Source organism: Aquimarina agarivorans (assembly GCF_000218485.1).
GTDB lineage: Bacteria > Bacteroidota > Bacteroidia > Flavobacteriales > Flavobacteriaceae > Aquimarina > Aquimarina agarivorans.
Map to the genome: position 1 here is coordinate 15,976 of NZ_AFPB01000153.1, position 21,410 is coordinate 37,385.

Sequence of the window (21,410 nt, forward strand, 5' to 3'; positions counted from 1 at the left end):
AAAAATGAAAACACTTACTGTTTTTACCCCAACTTTTAACCGAGCTTATTGTTTAGGGCAGTGTTATGAAAGTTTGATACGACAAACCAACCAAGATTTTATTTGGTTGATTATTGATGATGGCTCTACAGATAATACTGAATCACTGGTAAAGTCATGGATTGCAGAGGGTAAAATAGCTATTAAATATCATTACCAAGAAAATCAAGGGATGCACGGAGGTCACAATACAGCCTATCGATTAATTGATACAGCATTAAATACGTGTATTGATTCGGATGATTTTATGCCAGATCATGCTGTTGAAGATATTGTATCATTTTGGAATTCTATAAAAGATGAAAATAATATAGCAGGTTTTATAGGTTTGGATGCTTATAAAAACGGTGAAATAATTGGTTCCAAATTTCCTGAAAATTTAGGTAAAACAACATTAGAGGAAATATATTATGACCATAAAATTCATGGGGATAAAAAAATGGTATTGATCTCTAAAATTGTTAAAAAATATGATCCTTACCCTATTTTTTCTGATGAACGATTTGTACCTCTGGGTATTCTGTATTTATTAATAGGTAAGGATTATAAATTTCTTCCTTTAAACAAGGTACTTTGTATTGTTGAATATATGGAAGATGGGTCTTCCAGAAATATCATCAAGCAGTATTACAGGCATCCAAAGGGGTTTCAGTATGCCAGACTAACCACCTTAAAACATTCAAATTACTTAAAAGTCCGTTTCAAAAATGCGGTGCATTATATTTCGCATAGTATCCAGTTGCGTGATTTAAAATTTTTGAGAAATTCTCCAAAGCCTTTTTTAACGTTATCAGCCATTCCGTTTGGAATTTTACTGCATGTTTACGTTTTATATATCAATAAAATTAAAAAATGAAACTATTACAGGTAATAAATTCTTTAGGAGCTGGTGGAGCCGAAAAATTAGTAGTTGACACAGCATTATTGTATTCAGAAAAGGGAATTGATGTAGATATTTTACTATTAAACGGAGAAAATACTCCGCTTTGCCAACAAATAAAAGCTCATGGATCAATAAAAGTTTTAAGTTTAAAAGGTAATATTTATAGTCCTTTAAAAATTTTTAGCATTCGTACTATATTTAAAAATTATGATATAATTCATGCGCATCTTTTTCCAGTTTCTTATTGGGTGGCATTTGCAAATATGTTAAGTTTTAAAAAAAAGCCTATAATTTTTACTGAGCATAATACAACAAATAGGAGGAGGTCAATATTTATTTTTAAAATGATTGATCGTGTTATATACAAACAATTCGAAAAAGTGGTTACTATATCTGATGCAGTTGACAAAAATTTAAAATTACATTTAGGGTTAAAAAAGAAAACCAATCGCGTTCAGAAAATACATAATGGAATTCATTTAAATCAAATTCAAAATGCAATTCCTTACTCAAAAGAGGAGTTAAATTTTAAAAAGACAGATCAGCTAGTTATTCAAGTAGCTAGCTTTACCGCCCAAAAAGACCAAAAAACATTAATAAAAGCAATAGCGGTTTTACCTGAAAATATTAAGCTAATTTTAGTAGGTACAGGGCCATTAATAGATCAGTACAAAACTTTGGTAAATGATAAAAAATTAGAAGCTAAAGTTTACTTTTATGGGGTTAGAAAAGATGTTCCTCGCTTATTAAAATCTGTTGATATTGTGGTGTTATCTTCTCATTACGAAGGGTTGTCTCTTTCAAGTATTGAAGGTTTAGCTTCGGGAAAACCTTTTATAGCATCAAATACACCAGGATTAGGTGAAATTGTCAAAGATTCAGGAATAATTTTTGAAGACAATGATCATAATGCATTAGCAAACGCTATTTCTAAATTATTGAATAACAAATTATACGGAGAGCAAATCGTTAATCAATGTATAAAAAAAGCTCAATATTATGATATAAACCTAATGGTTTCATCATACATTGAGCTTTTTAAAAATTTACAATAAGTTTAGTTTAAACAGAAACTAAACAAGGTAAAATGCCAAATGCTTTATTAGTTATTGCATTTTAGACTAGTAACATTAATATTAACACCATCAGTAGCTGTTTCAGTGATACATTTAAAACGACTTGCTACGGATATATCATGATTACTTATTTCGAGATTTCTACAACCCTTATCCAACCTGATACCATGTGAACTTGTTGATGTAATTTTATTATCTTTTAAAATACCATTTTGAGCATCAACTAGTCTAATTCCACCTTCAGTAATAAGATTACCAGATAGTTTAAAACCATGGGATTTATTTATTGTAGAGGTATTTCTTGAACGAATTGCATAATTTTGAATAACAAGTTTGTAAGCTTCTTGGCCTGGTTTATTATTTACGTTAGTGAATTTTAAAGGGGTACGTGTTACTTCAATCAAATTTTGATTATTTCTTGAATTACCTCCAATAGTTACATTATCCATATATTCAACAGTAGCATGAGAAACAATACCATCACTATTTTCTCTATCACTTTTGATCACATTATCGTAAGCTTTTGAATCCCTTAAAGTTCCAACAGAAATTCCCGTTTTACAATTTAATAAATTATTGCCATAAACTTCTAAATCTTTATTATTCATTACAATACCTATAGCATAGCCATTTACAGTATTTCCATATACTTTATTGTCAACATTTCTGTCATATCTATCACTCCTACCAGCAACAATAGCTATTCCTCGATCCGTTTGTTTTTCAATGATTCCGGTAATTTCATTATTTCTAATAATAGTTCCAATAGAGGTGGAATAAGATATATTATTTTCAAACTTATTATTTTCTATAGTCACTTTATCACCTGTATGAACAGTAACGGCACCTAAGCGACCTCCACGTTCGGTATTGTTTCTTATGTAAATATCTTCAGCTACTTCCGAAGGGCCTCTTGGGTCTGTCCCACGAACAGCTTCAACATCTATTCCAAATCCAGGAGCAACACCTCTAGAATTACTTGTGTGAATACTTGCATCAATAAATTCATTACTCTCAACATAAATATCATGACCATCAGTAATTGAAATATGATTTCTTCGGCTTCTGATAAATTTATTAAATTGAATAAAAACATCTTTTGAACGGGTATAATGTGGATCCCATGTATGTCCGTAAGCATGAACATCAACACCATCACCAGTGGCATCCATAAATGTCATGTTTTGCACAGTAATATTCTTTGATGCTGAAATTCTTAAATTGTGTCCCCATTCATGAGTACCTCCGTCAGAATAGTCGTGTGCATCTCTATCACCGTGTAAAATTCCACCGTCTATAGTAACATTACTAACTCTAAAAGTTGCAAGTAGTGTAGGTCTTTTGGATCCGTTGGGTTGCATTCTTAAATGTGTATCATTTGTCATTTTTAAAGTGAAATCTCCAGGTACATTTATGGCAGCATCAGATGGTAATATATTTACTTGGGGTTCATCAACATTAAAAAAAGCATCCATTTCATTTATAACAAATTTATTAGCGCCTAGCTCCTTAATATTTATCATGGCATCTTCTAATAAATCTCTATTATCTCTAGCCACTTCATCACTAACTTTACCTTCAGTAATATCCCATCGACTCGGAATAAATTCAAATTCATCTTTAGTAAGTCTAACATCACCAGTAAGTTCTAAGGATGAGTTTAGTATTTCTCCGTCAATTTGACCGTAATTGGCAAAATTTAGTGTTCCATCTTTAACGTCTCCTCCAGCAAATTCAACAGTGACATTACTTGGGATGTTTACAATAGTGCCATTCATATTTACGACACAGTCTATTGTAATTTTTCCGTCTACAATATTGTTCCAATCAAAATCATTGCAGGAAGCTGTTGGGTCTTTTTCAGGTTCAGCAGGTGCTACTTCAGGAGTTTCTTCTTCAGGTTTCTCTTCATCTTCCTCTTTTTCGTCTTCTTCTTCCTTTTCTTCTTCCTTTTCTTCAGGATCATCGCTTGGATCAACAACTGATATAGGATCTTTTTTCGGGGGCTTTAAATCGTCAATACTATCAGTACTACATGAGGTAAAATAATTGATTGATAAAATTAAAAGCAGGTAATAAAATGTGTGTTTCATTTTAAGTTTTTTGTTGAGTATTATTAATTTGTGTTGAAATTAATGCATTTAATCTAAAAAAAAAGCAATTGATCGATTAAATGCATTCTTTTAGTAAGAAATTTAACAGTATTTACAATAATTTTAACATGTTTTTCTTACAAATAAAAAATGTAAATGAATTTTCTTACACTAACGAGTGAAATTAGATATTAGTATAATTTAATATGATTAATTGTGCATTTTTTGAAAAAAACATCAAAAATTTATTAATAAGAGAATTAATGTTACAATAATTAAATAAAGATGCACTTAAATTTAATAATAAATAAAAAAAGTAATGAAGTTTTAGATTTTAGGAATACTTATATTTACTTTAAAATTTTATTAATTATAGTATAATGATTAAAATAATTAGAGTAACAACAGTTCCTGTTTCGTTAGGAGGACTTTTAAATGGACAACTTAAATTTATGTCTAATTATTACGAGGTTGTTGGGGTATCAAGTGAAGGGAGTGCTAGTATTAAAAATACAATTCATGATGTAGGAAAAACTGAAGGTATACGAGTAATACCCATTGAAATGACTCGAAAAATTACTCCGATACAAGACTTGAAAGCTGTATATCAATTGTATAAAATTTTTAAAAAAGAAAAACCCTTAATAGTTCATAGTCATACACCTAAAGCAGGAACATTGTCTATGTTGGCAGCAAAATTAGCAGGAGTGCCAAATAGGTTACATACCATTGCAGGTTTACCTCTTTTAGTGGTTACAGGAGCAAAAAGGAAACTTTTAGATACTGTTGAAAAGGCTACATATTCGTGTGCCACAAAAATTTATCCTAACTCATTTGGGTTAAAGGATATTATCATAAAAAACAAATATACCACGGAAAATAAATTAAAAGTAATTGCAAAAGGAAGTTCCAATGGAATAGATACCTCTTATTTTGATCCACAACTATATAGCGAAATTGAACGTACTAATTTAAAAAATGAATTAGCCATAACTCAAAAGGACTTTGTTTTTCTTTTTGTGGGTCGATTAGTAAAAGATAAAGGAATCAATGAATTAATCCAAGCCTTTAAAAAATTAAATAATGAATATCATCAAACAAAACTCCTTTTAGTAGGAACTTATGAAAAAGATTTAGACCCTTTATTGCCTGAGACTGAAATTGAAATTAATTCAAACCCTGATATTATTTCAGTAGGTTGGCAGAACGATGTAAGACCATTTTTTTTCGATATCGGACATACTTACTTTCCCTAGTTATCGGGAAGGGTTTCCTAATGTAGTAATGCAGGCAGGAGCAATGGGGTTGCCTAGTATCGTTACAAATATCAATGGATGTAATGAAATTATTAGCGAGGGTGTCAACGGAATGATTATTCCAGTTAAAAATGCGGAACAATTGTATGACTCCATGAAAAAATCAGTTATAGATCCTGAATTTAAAACTAAACTAAGCAATAAATCACGAGAAATTATTGTTAACAGGTACGAAAGAAAATATGTGTGGGAACAATTGTTAAATGAATACAAGTCATTAACTAATTCATTTCATTCATGAAGCAAAAATTAAGGGTATTAAAAAAGAGGCTCTCGGTATTAATTAATGATAATAATAGGAAAAGTTTATTTAAAATTTTTAAAGAAGCCATAATTTTTGGTTTTACAAAAAAAGAGTTCCCCTATTTCTATTTTGGAAAATTTCTTTATAGAAAAGAAATAACTAATTATCTGGATTATTTAAGTAGCGCTCAGGTTGATAAAATCACACTTTCCAAAACGTTGCACCAATTTCAATTCGCATCTTTACTTCGTAATAAGTTGGCGTTTGCTTTTTTTATGGAAAAGCATAATGTAACCACTCCCAAATTGTTAAGCTATAATTTTGGGAATACTTTTTTTTCTAATTCAAAATTTTATAAAATTGAATCAGTTAATGAATTAGAAGACTATTTTAAAAAAATGTTCCAAAACAAAGGTTTGGACAAAATTTTTGTTAAATCCATTGTAGAAATGGGAGGCAATGGCTGTTTTTTATTTACTAAAGAAAATTTAAATAAGCAAATTGCCAACCACGGTGCTTATGTATTAAAACATGATTGTATACATCAAGAAGTATTGTTACAGCATGCAACAATAAATAAAATATACCCACATAGCATAAATACCATTCGATTTGATACCTACATCGATAAAAATTTACAAACGCACATACTTTCAGCGTTTATGCGTTTTGGCAGTGGAGGTAGCGTGATTGATAATGGGAGTTCAGGAGGTTTTTACGTGTCGGTAAATTTAGATCGAGGAGCATTAGGTGGAAAAAGTTATCAGTTAATGAAATACGGCGGAACACAATTAAAAGCGCACCCTGATACAAAAGTGGTATTCAATAACTATAAAATTCCTTTTTTTGATGAGGCCTGTTTGTTAGTTAGAAAAGCTGTACAACTTATACCTGATCGTATTATAGGTTGGGATATCGCTATTACTCCTAACGGTCCATGTATTATTGAAGGAAATGATAATAATTCCTTTATTACCCCTGATATCGCCTACGGTGGTTACCTCAAGCACCCACTATTTAATGAAATTTTATCTGAAGCTTAATTGCAATTACTAAGAGATATGAGAGTTTCCGAAATTCTTAGATATTATTTTTTTTGGAGTCTGGATTTTCTAAAAGGTAGTCCAATTAAAAAGTTTTACAACGAAATAAAATCCGTAAATAAGTATTCAAATTCAAGGCAATCATTAAATTCTCAAGCAAAGGCAGTATCTAATATTCTTACTCATTCGATTACCACTACTCCCTATTACAAAAAATGTTTAGGGTATAAAAAAATAGAAGATTTCCCCGTGGTAAATAAGAATATTATAAACACAAATAAAAAAGCATTTCTCTCAAATGCATTTGTACCTAAAACACTTTTTAAAGTATCCACAAGTGGTTCAACAGGTGTTCCTTTTGAAGTTTTTCAGGATAAATTGAAAAAAATAAGAAATACTGCTGATAATATTTACTTTTCTGAACAGGCTGGTTTTAAACCAGGTTACTTACTTACTTATTTGAGAATGTGGAAAGCCTTTGAAAAAAAATCATACTTGGTAAAACTTATACAAAATTTAAATCCAATTGATGTTTTTGATTTACAGAATTTTGCAGTTAAAACTTCACTAATTGACAATTTAGCAATTAGTAAATCATCCAATAGCTGGTTGGGTTATGCTTCCGCATTTGAAGCAATTTGTAAATTTTTAGATAAAAATGATGCTTACGCAGAAAAAACAAAAAAATTAAAATCAGCGATTGCTATTTCCGAAAGTTTGACCGCATATACCAAACAAAAAATGAAAACATATTTTGATGTTGATGTTGTTTCAAGGTATTCCAATGTTGAAAATGGGATAATAGCGCAGCAGCCAGCTAATCAAGACTATTTTGAAATTAATCAGGCAAGCTACTATGTGGAATTGTTAGCTCTTGAATCAAACAAACCTGCAGAAAATGGAAAATTAGGAAGAATTGTAATAACAGATTTGTATAATTACGCAATGCCAATGATACGATATGATACAGGGGATGTTGGAGTCCTTCAGTCGGTAGAGGGAAAAAATGTATTAAAAGAAATTCATGGACGTAAAATCGATGTGATTTATAATACTAAAGGTGAAGCACTAGATATCAATATAATGCTACTGATCAATAAATACCCGGAATTAAAACAAGGTCAGCTTATTCAAAAAAGTGTAAAAACTTATCATTTAAAAGTTAATTGCGATACTAGTTTCGAAAAACTAGATCAGTTAAAAAATATACTTAAAATATATTTGGGGGATGATGCAATTATAAGTTCGGAGTATGTAAATGAAATACCTTTATTGGCATCAGGAAAAAGAAGGGTAATGATCAATGAAATGTGTTAATATTGATAAACAAGTAAATAATAAAAAAAAATTGCGTTGATCAATAATTTTAAAATTTTAATAGTTAGCTTGCATTTACAACACAAATAACATGAAAAAGATTCTAATTATAGGAGCTTCAGGTCATGGAAAAGTAATTGCCGAAGCCATTGAACTTGGTTGTAAATACTCAATACACGGTTATATTGATTCATTTGAACCAGTTGGGAAAAGAGTATTAGATTATGAAATTCTAGGTACCGAAGATTATATTTCAACATTATATGCGCAGGGAATTACCCAGGGCGTTATTGCTATTGGGGATAACTGGACTCGTTTTTTATTGTATGAAAAAATAAAAAAGCTGTTCCAAATTTTGAATTTGTAACCATTATTCACCCTTCAGCAGTAATAAGTAAAAAAGTAAAAATAGGTAAAGGAAGTGTGGTATTGGCATCAGTTACTGTTAATATAGAAGCTAAAATTGGCGAGTTTTGTATTTTAAATACAGGTGCTAATTTTGGTCATGAGGGTATAATGAATGATTTTTCAAGCCTTGCTCCAGGTGTTACAGTAGGGGGTAATGTTAAAATTGATATGTTTTCGGCTATTTGCTTGGGAGCCAATATCATTCATTCTGTTACAATTGGAATGCACAGTATTGTGGGCTCTGGCGCTTTAGTCAATAAAGATATTGAAAATTTTAAACTAGCTTACGGTGTACCTGCAAAGGAAATAAGAGAGGTTTCTGTAGGTGAAAAATACTTGTCAAGTAACTGGAAAAAAGAAAAAGCCAGTTTGTAATCAAGTTGATAGAAACAACAAACTCCGAATAGAGATTCGGAGTTTGTTTATATACAGATATCAAATTACTGTTTATTTTCAATCCAAATTCTGGCATTCACAAAAGCCTGTAGCCATGGAGTAACTTCGTCATTTCTGTTTGTTGGGTAATTTGCCCAATTCCACTGAAAAATAGATCGTTCAATATGTGGCATCGTTACTAAATGACGACCATCTTTTGTTGTCATCATTGCAGTATTGTAGCTTGATCCGTTGGGATTAGCAGGATACCCTTCGTAGCCGTACTTGGCAACAATATTATATTGTGCTTCAGCTTCGGGTAGGCTAAATTTACCTTCTCCGTGAGAAATCCAAACACCTAAGGTGGTTCCTTCAAGGTTAGAAAGCATTACTGAATTATTCTTTTGAATTTTTACAGAAGTAAAATTACTTTCGTGCTTGTTAGAATCATTGTGAAGCATTTTTGCTTTCTGCGTCATTTCCTGATCCATTAATCCAAGTTCCACCCAAAGTTGACATCCGTTACAAATTCCAACAGAAAGGGTATCTTCACGTTTAAAAAAGTTTTCTAAAGCAGTACGGGCTTTTTCGTTGTACTTGAAAGCACCAGCCCAACCCTTTGCAGAGCCTAAAACATCCGAATTTGAAAATCCACCTACAGCACCTATAAATTGAATATCTTCTAAAGTTTCGCGACCTGAAATTAAATCAGTCATGTGAACATCTTTAACATCAAAACCTGCTAAGTATAAAGCATTAGCCATTTCGCGTTCGGAATTACTTCCTTTTTCCCGTATAATGGCTGCCTTTGGTCGTTTTCCTTCAGGGTTTGTATTTGTCGGTTTTTTACCAGTAAAATCTGCGGGGAAGGTGTATTTTAAGGCTTGATTTTTATAATTATCATAACGCTCTTTTGCTTTGTCCGCCCCACTTTGCTTTGCGTCTAGCAGGTATGAGGTTGTAAACCAAACATCACGTAGTTCAGAAATTGATAAACTTAAAGCGTCATTTCCATTTTTAATATTCAATCGATCACTTTCAGTAGTTGTACCAATTTTAGCAAAATCAATATTAGCGGTTGCAAGTATTTCTTCCACAGCAGTGTTATCATTAGCTTGAAAAACTAAACCAATATTTTCGGCAAATAATACTTTAGTAGTATCTGTTTCTTTTAAGTTAGTAAGGTCAATATTAGCTCCTAAATCAACATCAGCAAAACACAACTCAAGTAAAGTGGTAATTAATCCACCAGAGCCAATGTCATGACCAGCTAAAATTTGCCCTTCAACTACTAATTTTTGGATAGTATTAAATGTATTTGCAAAGTTGGTATCATCTTTTATGGTTGGCGCTTCATTACCAATTTTATTCAAAATTTGCGCAAAAGATGAACCTCCTAACTTAAAATCGTCATTTGATATATTGATGTAGTAAATAGCCCCACCATCTTTTTGCAATACAGGTTCAATAACTTGATTAATTTCGTTACAGTACCCTGCGGCAGAAATAATAACCGTTCCTGGAGCAATCACATCCTTATCCGGATATTTTTGTTTCATGGATAAAGAATCTTTCCCTGTAGGTACATTGATCCCCAAGTTAATGGCAAATTCCGAAACTGCTTCCACGGCAGTATACAAACGTGCATCTTCTCCTTTATTGTTACAAGGCCACATCCAGTTAGCGGACAAGGATACTGATTTTAAGCCTTCCGCTAACGGAGCCCATACTAGATTAGTTAAGGATTCTGCAATTGCATTTTTACTGCCTGCGGCAGGATCAATTAATCCTGTCAATGGGGAGTGCCCAATAGATGTCGCAATTCCATTAGTGCTATTGTAATCCAAAGCCATAACCCCTACATTATTTAAAGGTAATTGCAACGGACCAGCACATTGCTGTTTGGCTACTTTACCACCTACACAGCGGTCAACTTTATTAGTCAGCCAGTCTTTACAAGCCACAGCTTCTAATTGTAGCACTTGCTTTAGGTATAGTTCTATTTTTGAGGAATAATAAGTTAACTGATCGTAATTTCTAGTGATTGTTTGATCGGTCATAATCGTTTTTGGCGAACTCCCAAACATGTCTTCCAATGCTAAATCCATGGGTTTTTCACCAGTTGTGGCTGATTCGAAGGTAAAACGATCATCACCAGTTACTTTACCAACATTATAAATAGGCGCGCGTTCGCGTTCAGCTATTTCAGTTAATGTAGTCAAGCTATCGGAGTCAATGACCAATCCCATACGCTCTTGAGACTCATTGCCTATGATTTCTTTAGCGGAAAGGGTAGGATCGCCTACAGGTAGTTTATCCAAATCAATTTTTCCACCCGTTTCCTCCACCAATTCAGATAAGCAATTTAAATGTCCACCAGCTCCGTGATCATGGATAGAAACTATAGTGTTTTGGTCACTTTCAACCATACCTCGAATGGCATTGGCAGCTCTTTTTTGCATTTCAGGATTGGAACGTTGAATGGCATTTAATTCTACACCCGAGTTATTGCCGCCAGTATCTGCTGATGATACTGCTGCACCACCCATACCAATACGGTAATTTTCACCACCAAGAATCACTATTTCATCATTGGTGGCAGGTTTATCTTTTAAGGCTTCGGCTTTTTTTCCGTAACCAATACCACCAGCTTGCATAATTACTTTATCAAACCCAATTAGTCGGGAATCTTCTTCATGTTCAAATGTTAGTACTGATCCAGTAATCAAAGGCTGTCCAAATTTATTTCCAAAATCCGAAGCACCATTGGAAGCTTTAATTAAAATATCCATTGGAGTTTGGTACAACCATTTTCTTTCAGCTACTTTTTGCTCCCAAGGTCTGTTTTCCGCCAAGCGCGAATAGGAAGTCATATAAACTGCCGTTCCTGCCAACGGTAATGAGCCTTTTCCGCCCGCCAATCGATCTCTTATTTCGCCACCAGCTCCTGTGGCAGCACCATTAAAAGGTTCTACCGTAGTTGGAAAATTATGGGTTTCTGCTTTAAGCGAAATTACACTTTCAAATTCACTTTCGGTATAAAAATCAGGTTTGTTGGGCGTTTTTGGTGCAAATTGCGTCGCTTTTGGACCTTTAACAAAAGCGACGTTATCTTTATAAGCAGAAACAATAGTGTTTGGGTTTTCCTGTGATGTTTTTTTGATTAGTTTAAACAGTGAAGTTGGCTTTTCTTTACCATCAATAACAAAAGTACCATTGAATATTTTATGTCGACAATGTTCTGAATTTACTTGCGAAAATCCAAATACTTCTGAATCGGTCAATTTTCTACCAATTTTTTTAGCCACTCCATTTAAATAGGCCACTTCTTCATCGCTTAACGATAATCCTTCTTGTAAGTTGTAAGCCGCAATATCATCAATAGACAATACAGCTTCGGGTTTTATATCAATGGTAAATGTTTCCTGATTCAAACTAGCAAATTTTTCAGAAAGCATCGGATCAAAGTCCAAAAATTCTTCTGTTGAAGCAATAAATTCTTCAATACGAATTATACCTTCAATAGCCATATTTTGAGTTATTTCCACGGCATTTGTACTCCAGGGAGTAATCATTGCTGCACGTGGTCCAACAAAAAATGCATTAATTTCAGTCGCATTTATTTTTGGTTGATCACCAAATAACCAAGATAATTTTTGTGTGTTTTCTGAAGAAATTTCAGCGCTGGTTTGAACAGCAAATACTTTTGAATTGGAGTTACCAAAAAAGTGAATCATACCTGTACGAATTGTATTCCTATTTTACGATGCAAATTTAAGGATTCTTTCTATGTTTCAACTATGTTGATAAAAGGTAAAGCACAAAGTTTTCCCCATTGGTTGTTAGCAAAGCAAAAAAACTAGTGATTAGTAATCAATAATTGTAAATAAAGTTTAATTTAATAACAAGATTACAAAAAGATAAATGTCCTATTTTTAGCATTAAATAGTATAAAGTAGTCCTTTTTCAAACGGTGCTTGCTAGTCCTAATTTTAAGTTGCTTAAAATAGACATAGAAATTTTTCTCTGTTTGAAAAAGAAAAAATAAGCTCAGTCCTGACTTAGGTTTGAAAATCATGCGCAAAAAAATTACGTTCAATAAAAAATTTAACTTAACAAATGGGGCAAGATGTTTGATGCGGACTTAGCAATACGAAAAATAAATCTTTGTAATAATTTTAATAGCTAAAAAACAATTTGATGCTAGCAATAAAAAATAAAATGGCGTTACTACTTATCTTAAACAATCTATGGATAAGTCATGCTCAGGAAAATATTATAGAGCCTAAGGCTACAAGCTATGGTATTGATAGCAAACACAATCTTGTGGTATGGAATTTTAATATTACTGATTCTTTAAAAGCTTCAAAAGCTAAAATTAGAGTAAATTTTGAAGCTAATCATTGGTGCGAGCTAAGTAGTGATAGTTTGTCCTATAAAAAAATAGCATTGAGTAATAAAGGATATAAAGTATACATTACAAAATATCCCGTGGTAAAAATTACTACTACCGAAACTATTAGTAACAATCCTAAAAAACCAGCTCATCTCACTTACACAAATAATGATCAATTTTTTAGTACACCAATCGGAATTGAATTAAGGGGAAACACGTCACTTTCATTTCCAAAAAAATCTTATGATTTGGATTTTTGGAAAGATACTATAGGTAAAGAAAAAGCAAAACTAAAACCCAAAAAGTTGCGTAAGGATGATGATTGGATTTTAGATGGGGTGTATGATGAGCCTTTGCGATTACGTTCGTATACAGCATTAAATCTTTGGCATAAAATACATCAGCTTCATTATATAAATCAAGAGCCAAAAGCTAAAAGTACTATTGATTTGCAATATGTTGAGCTTTTTTTAAATGAAGCATACAAAGGGATATACACGTTAACTGAAAAAATTGACCGTAAGCTTTTAAAATTGAAAAAGAATGAGGGCGACACTAATAAAGGAACATTATTTAAAGCCGCTAGTTATAACAGCGGTACGGCGTTTCAAAAAGCTTCTGAAGCAAAAAATATTTTCCCGCATTGGGCTGGTTTTGAAATGAAATACCCTGTAATTGATTACAATTACCAGTGGGATCATTTACATAGATTCGTAAATTTTGTTGTGGAAAGTGATCGTCAAGTATTTGCTCAACAAATTGAATCACGTTTTCATTTGGATAATGCTATTGATTATTTTTTATTTATTAACCTTTTGGGAGCAGCAGATAATATGGGCAAAAATTATTATATAGCTAAATACAATGAAAAATCGCCGTACTTTATAGTGCCTTGGGATTTAGATGGTGTATTAGGCACGTTAATCGATGGACAACGAATAGCATCAACTACGGACATATTAAGTAACGGATTGTTTGACCGATTAATTAGTGAAAATCCTGCAAACTTTAAGTCCAGATTAAAAAATCGTTGGCAGTTTTTAAGGAAAAATAATTTCAGTAATGATTCATTATTTCAATCCATTAATAAAAGCTACAACAAGCTGAAAGACCACAATATTTACAACCGAGAATTTACTGTTTGGGATGCTATAGAAACAAGTGATAATGACTTAAATTACCTTAAAAATTGGTTATCTGAAAGGATAATGTTTTTGGATGGGTTTATGGAAAAATTAAGCATTAATTAAGCTTGTTTAAAAATTCAAAAAAAATCTTTTAGAAATTTAATTTTCTAAAAGATTTTTAACGATACTTAAATGCATTTGCTAAATCATGAAATTACTCAATTCAACACACAATTAGGTTCTAATAGTTGTACCTGATCTTGTATGCGTTGAATAACTAAATTCATCATACGTTTATTTAAAGCTGATGAATTTTGGATGTATAGCTCATATTCTTCAAGGGTAAATTGTCCTAAAATGATTCCTTTTAAGCTATTTCGGAATTTAATGTCTTTATGAATAGCGTGTTCAATGTACGCCAGGCGCTTTTCAAGGTTAATGTCATAAAAACGATTTTTATTTTTTTGAATGTAGTTTTTAAACACCGCAATCAGTAAATCATTTTGTAATTTAATAATTGGCCTCAACGTTTTATTTTGGAAGAATTCTTCGGCGCGCATTCCAGGCAGTATTCTTGCTGAAAGAATCTGAGGACGAAGCTCGGTGAGTTTTAAATCTCTTGCTTTCATAATAAAGATGTTTATTAAAGATACAATAAAAGCGTAGCCATAAAAAAATTAATTCGAAACATATTAACAGCGTTATAAACATTTCTGAAAATAGAACTTTCGTATAGTCCTATTTTGTACTTTTAAATTACATTTTATATACCTATTAAATTTATGTTTTTTAGCACAAATCCGTATACGGGCAAACGTATTTTAGAGTTTGAATATCACAGTACGCAACAAGTTAAAGATGCGCTTACTTCATTGGTACATGCGCATGAAGGTTGGAAAAAGCGCTCTACCGTTCAAAGGGTAGGGGATATTGAGGCTGTAAAAACAAGTTTATTGAAACATAAGGACAAGGCTGCCAAACTTATAAGTACTGAAATGGGCAAACCGATATCGGAATCATATGCTGAAATTGATAAATGCGTCAATTTATGTGAATACTATGCTAAAGTATCCGTAGATTTTTTAGCAGATAAAACTATAAATTCAGCTAAAAATAGCTGGGTAATTTATGAGCCATTAGGTATTATTTTAGGAATAATGCCTTGGAATTTTCCCTTTTGGCAAGTATTTCGTTTTGCGGTACCTACTATTTTAGCAGGAAACATGGTAGTAGTAAAACACGCTTTAAATATACCCGAGTGCGCTCAGTTAATAGAGGAAATTTTTACAGAAGCTATCCCTGAATTTAAACCGTATAAAAATTTGTTTTTAACTAATAAAAATACTGAAAATTTAATTGCCAACGATCATATTAAAGGTGTCAGCCTCACGGGGAGCACTAACGCAGGTAGAGCTGTTGCCGCTGCAGCGGGAAAAGAAATAAAGCCTGTCATACTTGAACTTGGAGGGAGTAATGCTTTAGTAGTTTTTAAAGATGCTGATATTGAAAAAACGGTAGACATATGTGTAAAATCTCGTTTTTTAAACAATGGGCAAAGCTGTATAGCTGGTAAACGGTTGCTTATCGCAGAAGACATCCGTACACCTTTTATGAAATTATTGATTGAAAAAATTAAAACATTAAAATCTGGCGATCCTTTAGATGTTACTAGTCAAATTAGTGTGTTGGCAAAAAGGGAATTTGTAATGGATTTGGATCAACAATTAACACAGTCCATTTCAATGGGAGCTCTTTTATTGTTAGGAGGAAAAAGTAATGAATATCATTTTGAACCAACTGTGGTGAGTAATGTAACTCCTGAAATGCCATTGTTTAAGCAAGAAACTTTTGGGCCGGTATTGGCGGTAACCACATTTAAAACAGTTGAGCAAGCTATTGAATTGGCAAATAGTACGGATTATGGTTTGGGTGTTTCATTGTTTTCACAAGATATCACTTATATGAAATCACTAGTCTCTAAATTTCAGGATGGTGCAGTTTTTATTAATGCTTTGGTAAAAAGCTTTCCAGCATTACCTTTCGGCGGAAGTAAAACTTCGGGAGTGGGCAGAGAATTATCAGAAGAAGGTTTAAAAGCTTTTGTTAATGTGAAAACGGTAGTCATTGGCTGAACAGAAAACCTTATTTTTGTAACTAAATTAATTGAATAATCAGCATATGAGATATCACAGTAGAAATATTGTAAAACCGGGAGATTTAAACCCTTACGGAACACTTTTTGGAGGTCGCTTACTTGAATGGATTGATGAAGAAGCGGGGTTGTATTCAGTAATTCAATTACAAAGTAGTAGGGTGGTCACCAAATACATGTCCGAAATTAATTTTGTGAGTTCGGCAATGCCAGGTGATATTGTCGAAATTGGATTAGAGGTTGTTAAATTTGGAAATTCCTCATTAGTTTTAAAGTGCGAAGCAAGAAACAAAATGACACGCCAGCCTATTATTACTGTTGAAAACATCACTATGGTAAATTTGGATGAAAACGGAATTCCAACACCACATGGTAAAACCGAAGTTATTAATGGAAGCGATCGCCATTACGAAATGTAGTTTAAGGCTTAATAAAAGGCTACCTTTGCAAAAAATAAAAGTATGTCATTTACGCAACTGGGGATTTCCGATGATTTAAATAAGGGGTTAAAAGAATTGGGCATTACAACGCCTTCAAAAATTCAGGAACAAGCTATTCCTTTATTGTTGGAACAAGGCAATGATTTTATAGGAAAAGCCCAAACAGGCACAGGAAAAACAGCCGCTTTTGGGTTGCCTTTATTAATGCAAACAGATGCAAAAAAACATCAAATCCAGTCCTTAATTTTAGCACCTACGCGTGAACTTGCCCAACAAATACAAAAACAGTTATTCAAGTTTACAAAATACACGGATAAATTTTTTACTGAAGCCGTTTATGGAGGTGAAAAAATAGATCGCCAAATACAACGATTGCAGCGGACAACACATATTATTGTTGCTACTCCAGGCAGGTTAGTTGATTTAATTAAGCGCAAAGCTGTTGATATCCGTTATATAAACACCATTGTTTTGGATGAAGCCGATGAAATGCTTAGCATGGGTTTTAAAAAGGATCTAGATTTTATTTTAAATACAATTAGTACCAACCGTAATGTGTGGTTGTTTTCGGCAACCATGCCACAAGCATTACAGGGAATTGTTAAAAAGTACCTGTCACCAAACGCATTGCAAATTACTGTAGACAAAAATGATTCAGTTAACACCAAAATTGAGCATCAGTTTGTTGTAGGTGAGGAAGCGAATAAAATAGACACGATGACATTTTTTCTTAAAGGTGCTAAAAATGAGCGTGGAATTATTTTTTCAAGAACAAAAATAGCAGCACGTAGTTTAACTGAGCAATTGATAAAGCGAGGTTTTGAAGTTGGTGTATTGGAGGGTGATATGCAGCAAAAGGAGCGCGATAAAGTAATGCGCGCTTTCAAAAATAAAAAATTGAATTTATTGGTAGCTACGGATGTAGCGGCTCGTGGTATTGATGTGGCTAATTTGGCATTTGTGTTGCATTATCAATTACCAGATCAATCCGAATATTATGTACACCGAAGTGGTCGTACAGCCCGTGGTGGAAAAACAGGAGTATCCATAGCTTTTGTTGATCATAAAGAAGTCAAATTCCTTAGAGGTTTAGAAAAAGAATTGGGCATTCGTTTTACACAGCTTAGGTAAGTAAAATTAATTTTTTAAAATTATACTCTACGAGTATTCATCATAATAATGTGAGGGTGTTTTAAGTCAGTGCTTGTAGAGCAACATACGTTTATTTATTAATTATTTGACCATAATTTAAAGCAATAATGTCCTCAGGGAGTTATCTAGCCTCAGCAGTAAAACGTGTATCCATTGACAAGGGAAACGGGGAGTCCCGTCCTTTAGGGATTCTTACGGTAAGTGATTGTATAGCTCAACAAGTAGTAAAGACCTATTTAGAGCCACGATTAGAAGCTGTATTTTCATCATCTTCTTATGGTTACCGCCCTAAGAAGAGTAGTCATCAGGCTATTTCACAAGTAAGGAATTACGTTCGTAAATATCCTTGGGTGATCGATTTAGATATTAAGGGATTCTTTGAGAATGTTGCTCATGAGTTGCTCATGAAAGCTTTGGATAAGCATGTTTCAGAAAAATGGGTTAAGATGTATATCAAAAGATGGTTAGAAGCACCAGTACAGCTGGTAAATGGCGATTATTTATTTCCAGATGGAAAAGGAATTCCTCAAGGAGGAGTTATTATTAGCCCATTATTATCTAATCTGTTCTTGCACTACAGTATAGATAAATGGATGGAGATCAATTATCCATCTGTGGATATGGTAAGTTATGCAGATGATATTGTTATTCATTGCCAAACCCATCAAGAAGCAAAATGTCTATTAAACTCACTAAAAGAACGTCTGACTACATGTCGATTAGAAGTACATCCATCAAAGACAAAAATTGTGTACTGTGAAAAAGATGGACGTTCTCTTGAGCATAAGCCAGTTCAATTTGATTTTTTAGGTTTTAGTTCCCAGCCTCTTAGGTTTCACTTGAAGAAAGCTGGAAGCTTCTTATAGTATGATTGTAAGATGAGCCGTAAATCAAAGAAACGTATACTAGCTAGTCTTCGATCTCTGAAGCTTCATAAACGTACACGATCTACTTTACAAGATCTAGCTCAAATGCTTAACCCTAAATCAGGGGTTGGATCAATTATTATGGTAAAGTAAATTGCAATTCTCTAAAACCAATTTTTTACTATCTACATCATCGCCTACTAAATGGTTATGAAAAAGTTCAAACGCCACAAGAATAGCCGTGTGCGATCAGTAAAATGGTTGAGGCAATGTAGAAAGTGTTTTCCAAATCTATTTTACCATTGGTCACTAGGTTATCATTTAACTTAGTTGAAATTGGCTGCATAATAAGAGCCGTATGATGGGAGACTATCACGTACGGTTCTGTGAGAGGTTTAGGGGTGAGAATCCCCTTTACCTACTCGACTTTGTTTATTTTTTATGAATTTAAGAGTTGAAGTTGATGATTTGTTATTCTGTAAACTTATAAAATAGGTTCCATTAGGTAATTCACTAATGTCTAATTTTTGATTATTTGATATGGAAGTTACCCTAATTAATTGCCCATATATATTGTAGATTTTAATTTTTTCTTCATTATTATTTTTTAATTCAATTGTAATGAAATCTGATGTAGGGTTTGGATGAATCAATATTTTTTTATTTATTGAATAGTCTTCCAGACCAAGTGTTACTGATGATATAGTTTGGAGTAAATTGTTGTACCCAGTAGTTGGTTCCCAAGTATTTTTGTTTGCAAATTGAATACTATAACTAGAATTGTTTTCTAGTGAAGTCTCATTATCTGGAACCCAAAGGTATAATTGAAATGTGTCTTCTACTCTTAAATTAAAACTGTGAGTTATTGAAACTGAGTTTTCCCAAGTTCTAATATCAGTATTAATTAATTCGGTAGTAATTTCATTTGTTGTAGTATTTTTTATGACTAAATATACATTCCTTTTCTTAAATGGTCTAGCAAATCCAATATTAGAGATATTCAAGGCTATATTAAAAGTAGTACCATTTGATGACACTTCAGATGAATTTAAAACAAACCTATAACCTAAATTTTTTAATATATCTTCATAATGATTTGAGCTAATCACTCCATCCCAAAAAGGTGTATAGAAGTCACGATTGATTGTAGACCAATTTGTTAGATTCATTTCATTTTTTGCATTTGCACCTGTTGTTCTCAAACCATTATCACACGGATTAAAGCCATTGGTTTCCCCAGTCATGGGTAAATACTTAGTTTCGTTTGAAATATAATTATATTCAGTTGTACCGACCGGATTGGCACATTCGGAGGAAACAGCATAAGTACCTTGGTCACCAAAATTATTTAAGAAAGCATCATTATAGAAACCAATTCTAGCATTTGCCGTATTTAGATAGGCAGTTTGTTCAGTAAGTAGGGTATTACCATACATTGAGGTTTTGATACTGGCATATCTTACTTGAATAGGAATTTCTGGAGGCGTGGCTGCCAACATTGCATCTACTATTTCTTGACGGTTAAGCCATTGTGAAGGAGAAATATTTCCATCAGTACCAAATTCTGTAGAATTTGTATAGTACCATTCTCCCCAAGTACCTATAAAACCAGCTTGATGAGACATAATAATATCCTTATTAGTATTCAGTATAGATGTTAATTGAGAAATATGGGTAAGTATTTGGGATTTTATAGGTTGTTGAGGGGCTGTTCCTTGAGCATTGGAATACGAAAACCGTACAATGATTTTAAGACCAGCTGTCCTTATATTATCAAAATCAGTTTGAATATTACTTAAATAAGTTGAATTTATATCTGAATTTAGAAATGAATCTAAAAGGAAATAGCGGTAAACTACGGTAACTTTATCAGTACTCGTTTTCCAACTGTTTAAGGTAGCAACGGAAAGATTGTTAGTCCCTGAGACTGTAGCGTAATCACTAGATGTTATAGAGTATTTTTGAAGACCTCTTTCGGGATTTGCTATAATATCGGTTGATGGTTGATAAGTCACAGTTTGTCCTAGTACTATTGTTTGACTTATTAAAAAAAATAGTAATGAAATTGACTTTCTTGTAATAAATATTGTATTGTGATATTTCATATTGCTTTAGCTTTTAATGACGCATAACGTTCAGTATAAAACACGTAGGGCAGAGGATAAGCACTACACTTTGAGTTTAACACTTAGCCAAATATAATATTTTATATTTATTTTTTGTTGAAAATGCCAAATTTTATATTTGGCGGACTTTGTTAATCGTTTTCAGTTACACATTTTACCCAAGGGTTTTACAAGGATCCGCCATTATGGATTGCTCAGTAGTACTACCAAGCGGAAGTACCTAAAGAAGCTGCAAGCGACATTGGCTAAAAGTCCACTAAATGTTAAAGCGCAAAAGATCAAGGACAACCACCGTATTTGCCCAAAATGTAAAAAAGGCACTTTGCAAATCATCGCTTACTTTGGGGTACGAGGTTC

17 protein-coding genes and 1 pseudogene are annotated in these 21,410 nt (G+C 32.8%); 14 read left to right on the forward strand and 4 right to left on the reverse strand.

The features are described 5' to 3' along the window. Nucleotides 1–4: 4 nt before the first annotated feature. Complete coding sequence (locus GMC_RS0111275) at nucleotides 5–895, forward strand: glycosyltransferase family 2 protein (protein ID WP_029489734.1); 891 nt, start codon at nucleotides 5–7, stop codon at nucleotides 893–895. Continuing rightward, complete coding sequence (locus GMC_RS0111280) at nucleotides 892–1,977, forward strand: glycosyltransferase (protein ID WP_010522227.1); 1,086 nt, start codon at nucleotides 892–894, stop codon at nucleotides 1,975–1,977. Before GMC_RS0111275 ends, GMC_RS0111280 begins: the two co-directional genes overlap by 4 nt. Nucleotides 1,978–2,024: 47 nt before the next feature. Here GMC_RS0111280 and GMC_RS0111285 read toward each other — a convergent pair whose 3' ends face one another. Next, complete coding sequence (locus GMC_RS0111285) at nucleotides 2,025–4,091, reverse strand: right-handed parallel beta-helix repeat-containing protein (RefSeq protein ID WP_010522228.1); 2,067 nt, start codon at nucleotides 4,089–4,091, stop codon at nucleotides 2,025–2,027. 380 nt (nucleotides 4,092–4,471) lie between these two features. Between GMC_RS0111285 and GMC_RS19810 the strand changes: the two are divergent. The 5 genes and pseudogenes from GMC_RS19810 to GMC_RS20775 all read left to right on the forward strand — a co-directional run bounded on the left by GMC_RS19810 (nucleotide 4,472) and on the right by GMC_RS20775 (nucleotide 8,794). Continuing rightward, a pseudogene (locus tag GMC_RS19810) lies at nucleotides 4,472–5,648 on the forward strand (glycosyltransferase family 4 protein). Next, complete coding sequence (locus tag GMC_RS0111295; protein ID WP_010522231.1) at nucleotides 5,645–6,694, forward strand: sugar-transfer associated ATP-grasp domain-containing protein; 1,050 nt, start codon at nucleotides 5,645–5,647, stop codon at nucleotides 6,692–6,694. The pseudogene GMC_RS19810 and the gene GMC_RS0111295 overlap by 4 nt, the downstream one beginning before the upstream one ends. 18 nt (nucleotides 6,695–6,712) lie before the next feature. Next, nucleotides 6,713–8,011: a phenylacetate--CoA ligase family protein gene (locus GMC_RS0111300; RefSeq protein WP_010522232.1), complete on the forward strand. Its 1,299-nt coding sequence runs from the start codon at nucleotides 6,713–6,715 to the stop codon at nucleotides 8,009–8,011. Between the two features lie 91 nt (nucleotides 8,012–8,102). Further along, nucleotides 8,103–8,378, forward strand: a complete 276-nt coding sequence (locus tag GMC_RS20770) for a PglD-related sugar-binding protein (protein WP_050813311.1) — start codon at nucleotides 8,103–8,105, stop codon at nucleotides 8,376–8,378. 62 nt (nucleotides 8,379–8,440) lie between these two features. After that, nucleotides 8,441–8,794, forward strand: coding sequence for an LbetaH domain-containing protein (locus tag GMC_RS20775; RefSeq protein WP_138940614.1), 354 nt, complete (start codon nucleotides 8,441–8,443; stop codon nucleotides 8,792–8,794). 65 nt (nucleotides 8,795–8,859) lie between these two features. Here the strand turns inward: GMC_RS20775 and purL are convergent, their stop codons facing one another. Further along, nucleotides 8,860–12,531, reverse strand: coding sequence for a phosphoribosylformylglycinamidine synthase (purL, locus tag GMC_RS0111310; protein ID WP_010522233.1), 3,672 nt, complete (start codon nucleotides 12,529–12,531; stop codon nucleotides 8,860–8,862). A 463-nt stretch (nucleotides 12,532–12,994) separates the two neighbouring features. Here purL and GMC_RS0111315 point away from each other — a divergent pair, with 463 nt between their 5' ends. After that, the gene (locus GMC_RS0111315) at nucleotides 12,995–14,440 is read left to right on the forward strand and encodes a CotH kinase family protein (protein ID WP_010522234.1); all 1,446 of its coding nucleotides are present in this window, start codon (nucleotides 12,995–12,997) and stop codon (nucleotides 14,438–14,440) included. A gap of 95 nt (nucleotides 14,441–14,535) precedes the next feature. On the opposite strand, the gene GMC_RS0111320 is transcribed toward GMC_RS0111315, so the two are convergent. After that, nucleotides 14,536–14,946, reverse strand: coding sequence for a hypothetical protein (locus GMC_RS0111320; protein WP_010522235.1), 411 nt, complete (start codon nucleotides 14,944–14,946; stop codon nucleotides 14,536–14,538). Between the two features lie 153 nt (nucleotides 14,947–15,099). On the opposite strand from GMC_RS0111320, the gene GMC_RS0111325 reads away from it, so the two are divergent. The 5 genes from GMC_RS0111325 to GMC_RS23005 all read left to right on the forward strand — a co-directional run bounded on the left by GMC_RS0111325 (nucleotide 15,100) and on the right by GMC_RS23005 (nucleotide 19,166). Then, nucleotides 15,100–16,449, forward strand: a complete 1,350-nt coding sequence (locus GMC_RS0111325) for an aldehyde dehydrogenase family protein (protein WP_010522236.1) — start codon at nucleotides 15,100–15,102, stop codon at nucleotides 16,447–16,449. A gap of 46 nt (nucleotides 16,450–16,495) precedes the next feature. Next, complete coding sequence (locus tag GMC_RS0111330; RefSeq protein ID WP_010522237.1) at nucleotides 16,496–16,888, forward strand: acyl-CoA thioesterase; 393 nt, start codon at nucleotides 16,496–16,498, stop codon at nucleotides 16,886–16,888. A 42-nt stretch (nucleotides 16,889–16,930) separates the two neighbouring features. Then, nucleotides 16,931–18,040, forward strand: a complete 1,110-nt coding sequence (locus GMC_RS0111335) for a DEAD/DEAH box helicase (protein WP_010522238.1) — start codon at nucleotides 16,931–16,933, stop codon at nucleotides 18,038–18,040. A gap of 128 nt (nucleotides 18,041–18,168) precedes the next feature. Beyond that, nucleotides 18,169–18,927, forward strand: a complete 759-nt coding sequence (locus tag GMC_RS19820; protein WP_010522239.1) for a reverse transcriptase domain-containing protein — start codon at nucleotides 18,169–18,171, stop codon at nucleotides 18,925–18,927. Between the two features lie 131 nt (nucleotides 18,928–19,058). Then, the gene (locus GMC_RS23005) at nucleotides 19,059–19,166 is read left to right on the forward strand and encodes a hypothetical protein (protein WP_369073180.1); all 108 of its coding nucleotides are present in this window, start codon (nucleotides 19,059–19,061) and stop codon (nucleotides 19,164–19,166) included. A gap of 156 nt (nucleotides 19,167–19,322) precedes the next feature. Here the strand turns inward: GMC_RS23005 and GMC_RS0111345 are convergent, their stop codons facing one another. Beyond that, a complete protein-coding gene (locus GMC_RS0111345) occupies nucleotides 19,323–21,032 on the reverse strand; it encodes a T9SS type A sorting domain-containing protein (protein WP_010522240.1) in 1,710 nt (569 codons plus the stop codon). A 139-nt stretch (nucleotides 21,033–21,171) separates the two neighbouring features. On the opposite strand from GMC_RS0111345, the gene GMC_RS22310 reads away from it, so the two are divergent. Beyond that, the coding region (locus tag GMC_RS22310) for a transposase (protein ID WP_238527983.1) at nucleotides 21,172–21,410 on the forward strand (239 nt) is incomplete at its 3' end.

Coding starts and splice junctions, on each gene's coding strand:
- GMC_RS0111325 (WP_010522236.1), top strand. CDS start 15,100: ATGTTTTTTAGCACAAATCCGTATACGGGCAAACGTATTTTAGAGTTT.
- GMC_RS0111315 (WP_010522234.1), top strand. CDS start 12,995: ATGCTAGCAATAAAAAATAAAATGGCGTTACTACTTATCTTAAACAAT.
- GMC_RS0111330 (WP_010522237.1), top strand. CDS start 16,496: ATGAGATATCACAGTAGAAATATTGTAAAACCGGGAGATTTAAACCCT.
- purL (WP_010522233.1), bottom strand. CDS start 12,531: ATGATTCACTTTTTTGGTAACTCCAATTCAAAAGTATTTGCTGTTCAA.
- GMC_RS0111280 (WP_010522227.1), top strand. CDS start 892: ATGAAACTATTACAGGTAATAAATTCTTTAGGAGCTGGTGGAGCCGAA.
- GMC_RS0111345 (WP_010522240.1), bottom strand. CDS start 21,032: ATGAAATATCACAATACAATATTTATTACAAGAAAGTCAATTTCATTA.
- GMC_RS0111335 (WP_010522238.1), top strand. CDS start 16,931: ATGTCATTTACGCAACTGGGGATTTCCGATGATTTAAATAAGGGGTTA.
- GMC_RS0111275 (WP_029489734.1), top strand. CDS start 5: ATGAAAACACTTACTGTTTTTACCCCAACTTTTAACCGAGCTTATTGT.
- GMC_RS0111295 (WP_010522231.1), top strand. CDS start 5,645: ATGAAGCAAAAATTAAGGGTATTAAAAAAGAGGCTCTCGGTATTAATT.
- GMC_RS0111300 (WP_010522232.1), top strand. CDS start 6,713: ATGAGAGTTTCCGAAATTCTTAGATATTATTTTTTTTGGAGTCTGGAT.
- GMC_RS19820 (WP_010522239.1), top strand. CDS start 18,169: ATGTCCTCAGGGAGTTATCTAGCCTCAGCAGTAAAACGTGTATCCATT.
- GMC_RS0111320 (WP_010522235.1), bottom strand. CDS start 14,946: ATGAAAGCAAGAGATTTAAAACTCACCGAGCTTCGTCCTCAGATTCTT.
- GMC_RS20770 (WP_050813311.1), top strand. CDS start 8,103: ATGAAAAAGATTCTAATTATAGGAGCTTCAGGTCATGGAAAAGTAATT.
- GMC_RS0111285 (WP_010522228.1), bottom strand. CDS start 4,091: ATGAAACACACATTTTATTACCTGCTTTTAATTTTATCAATCAATTAT.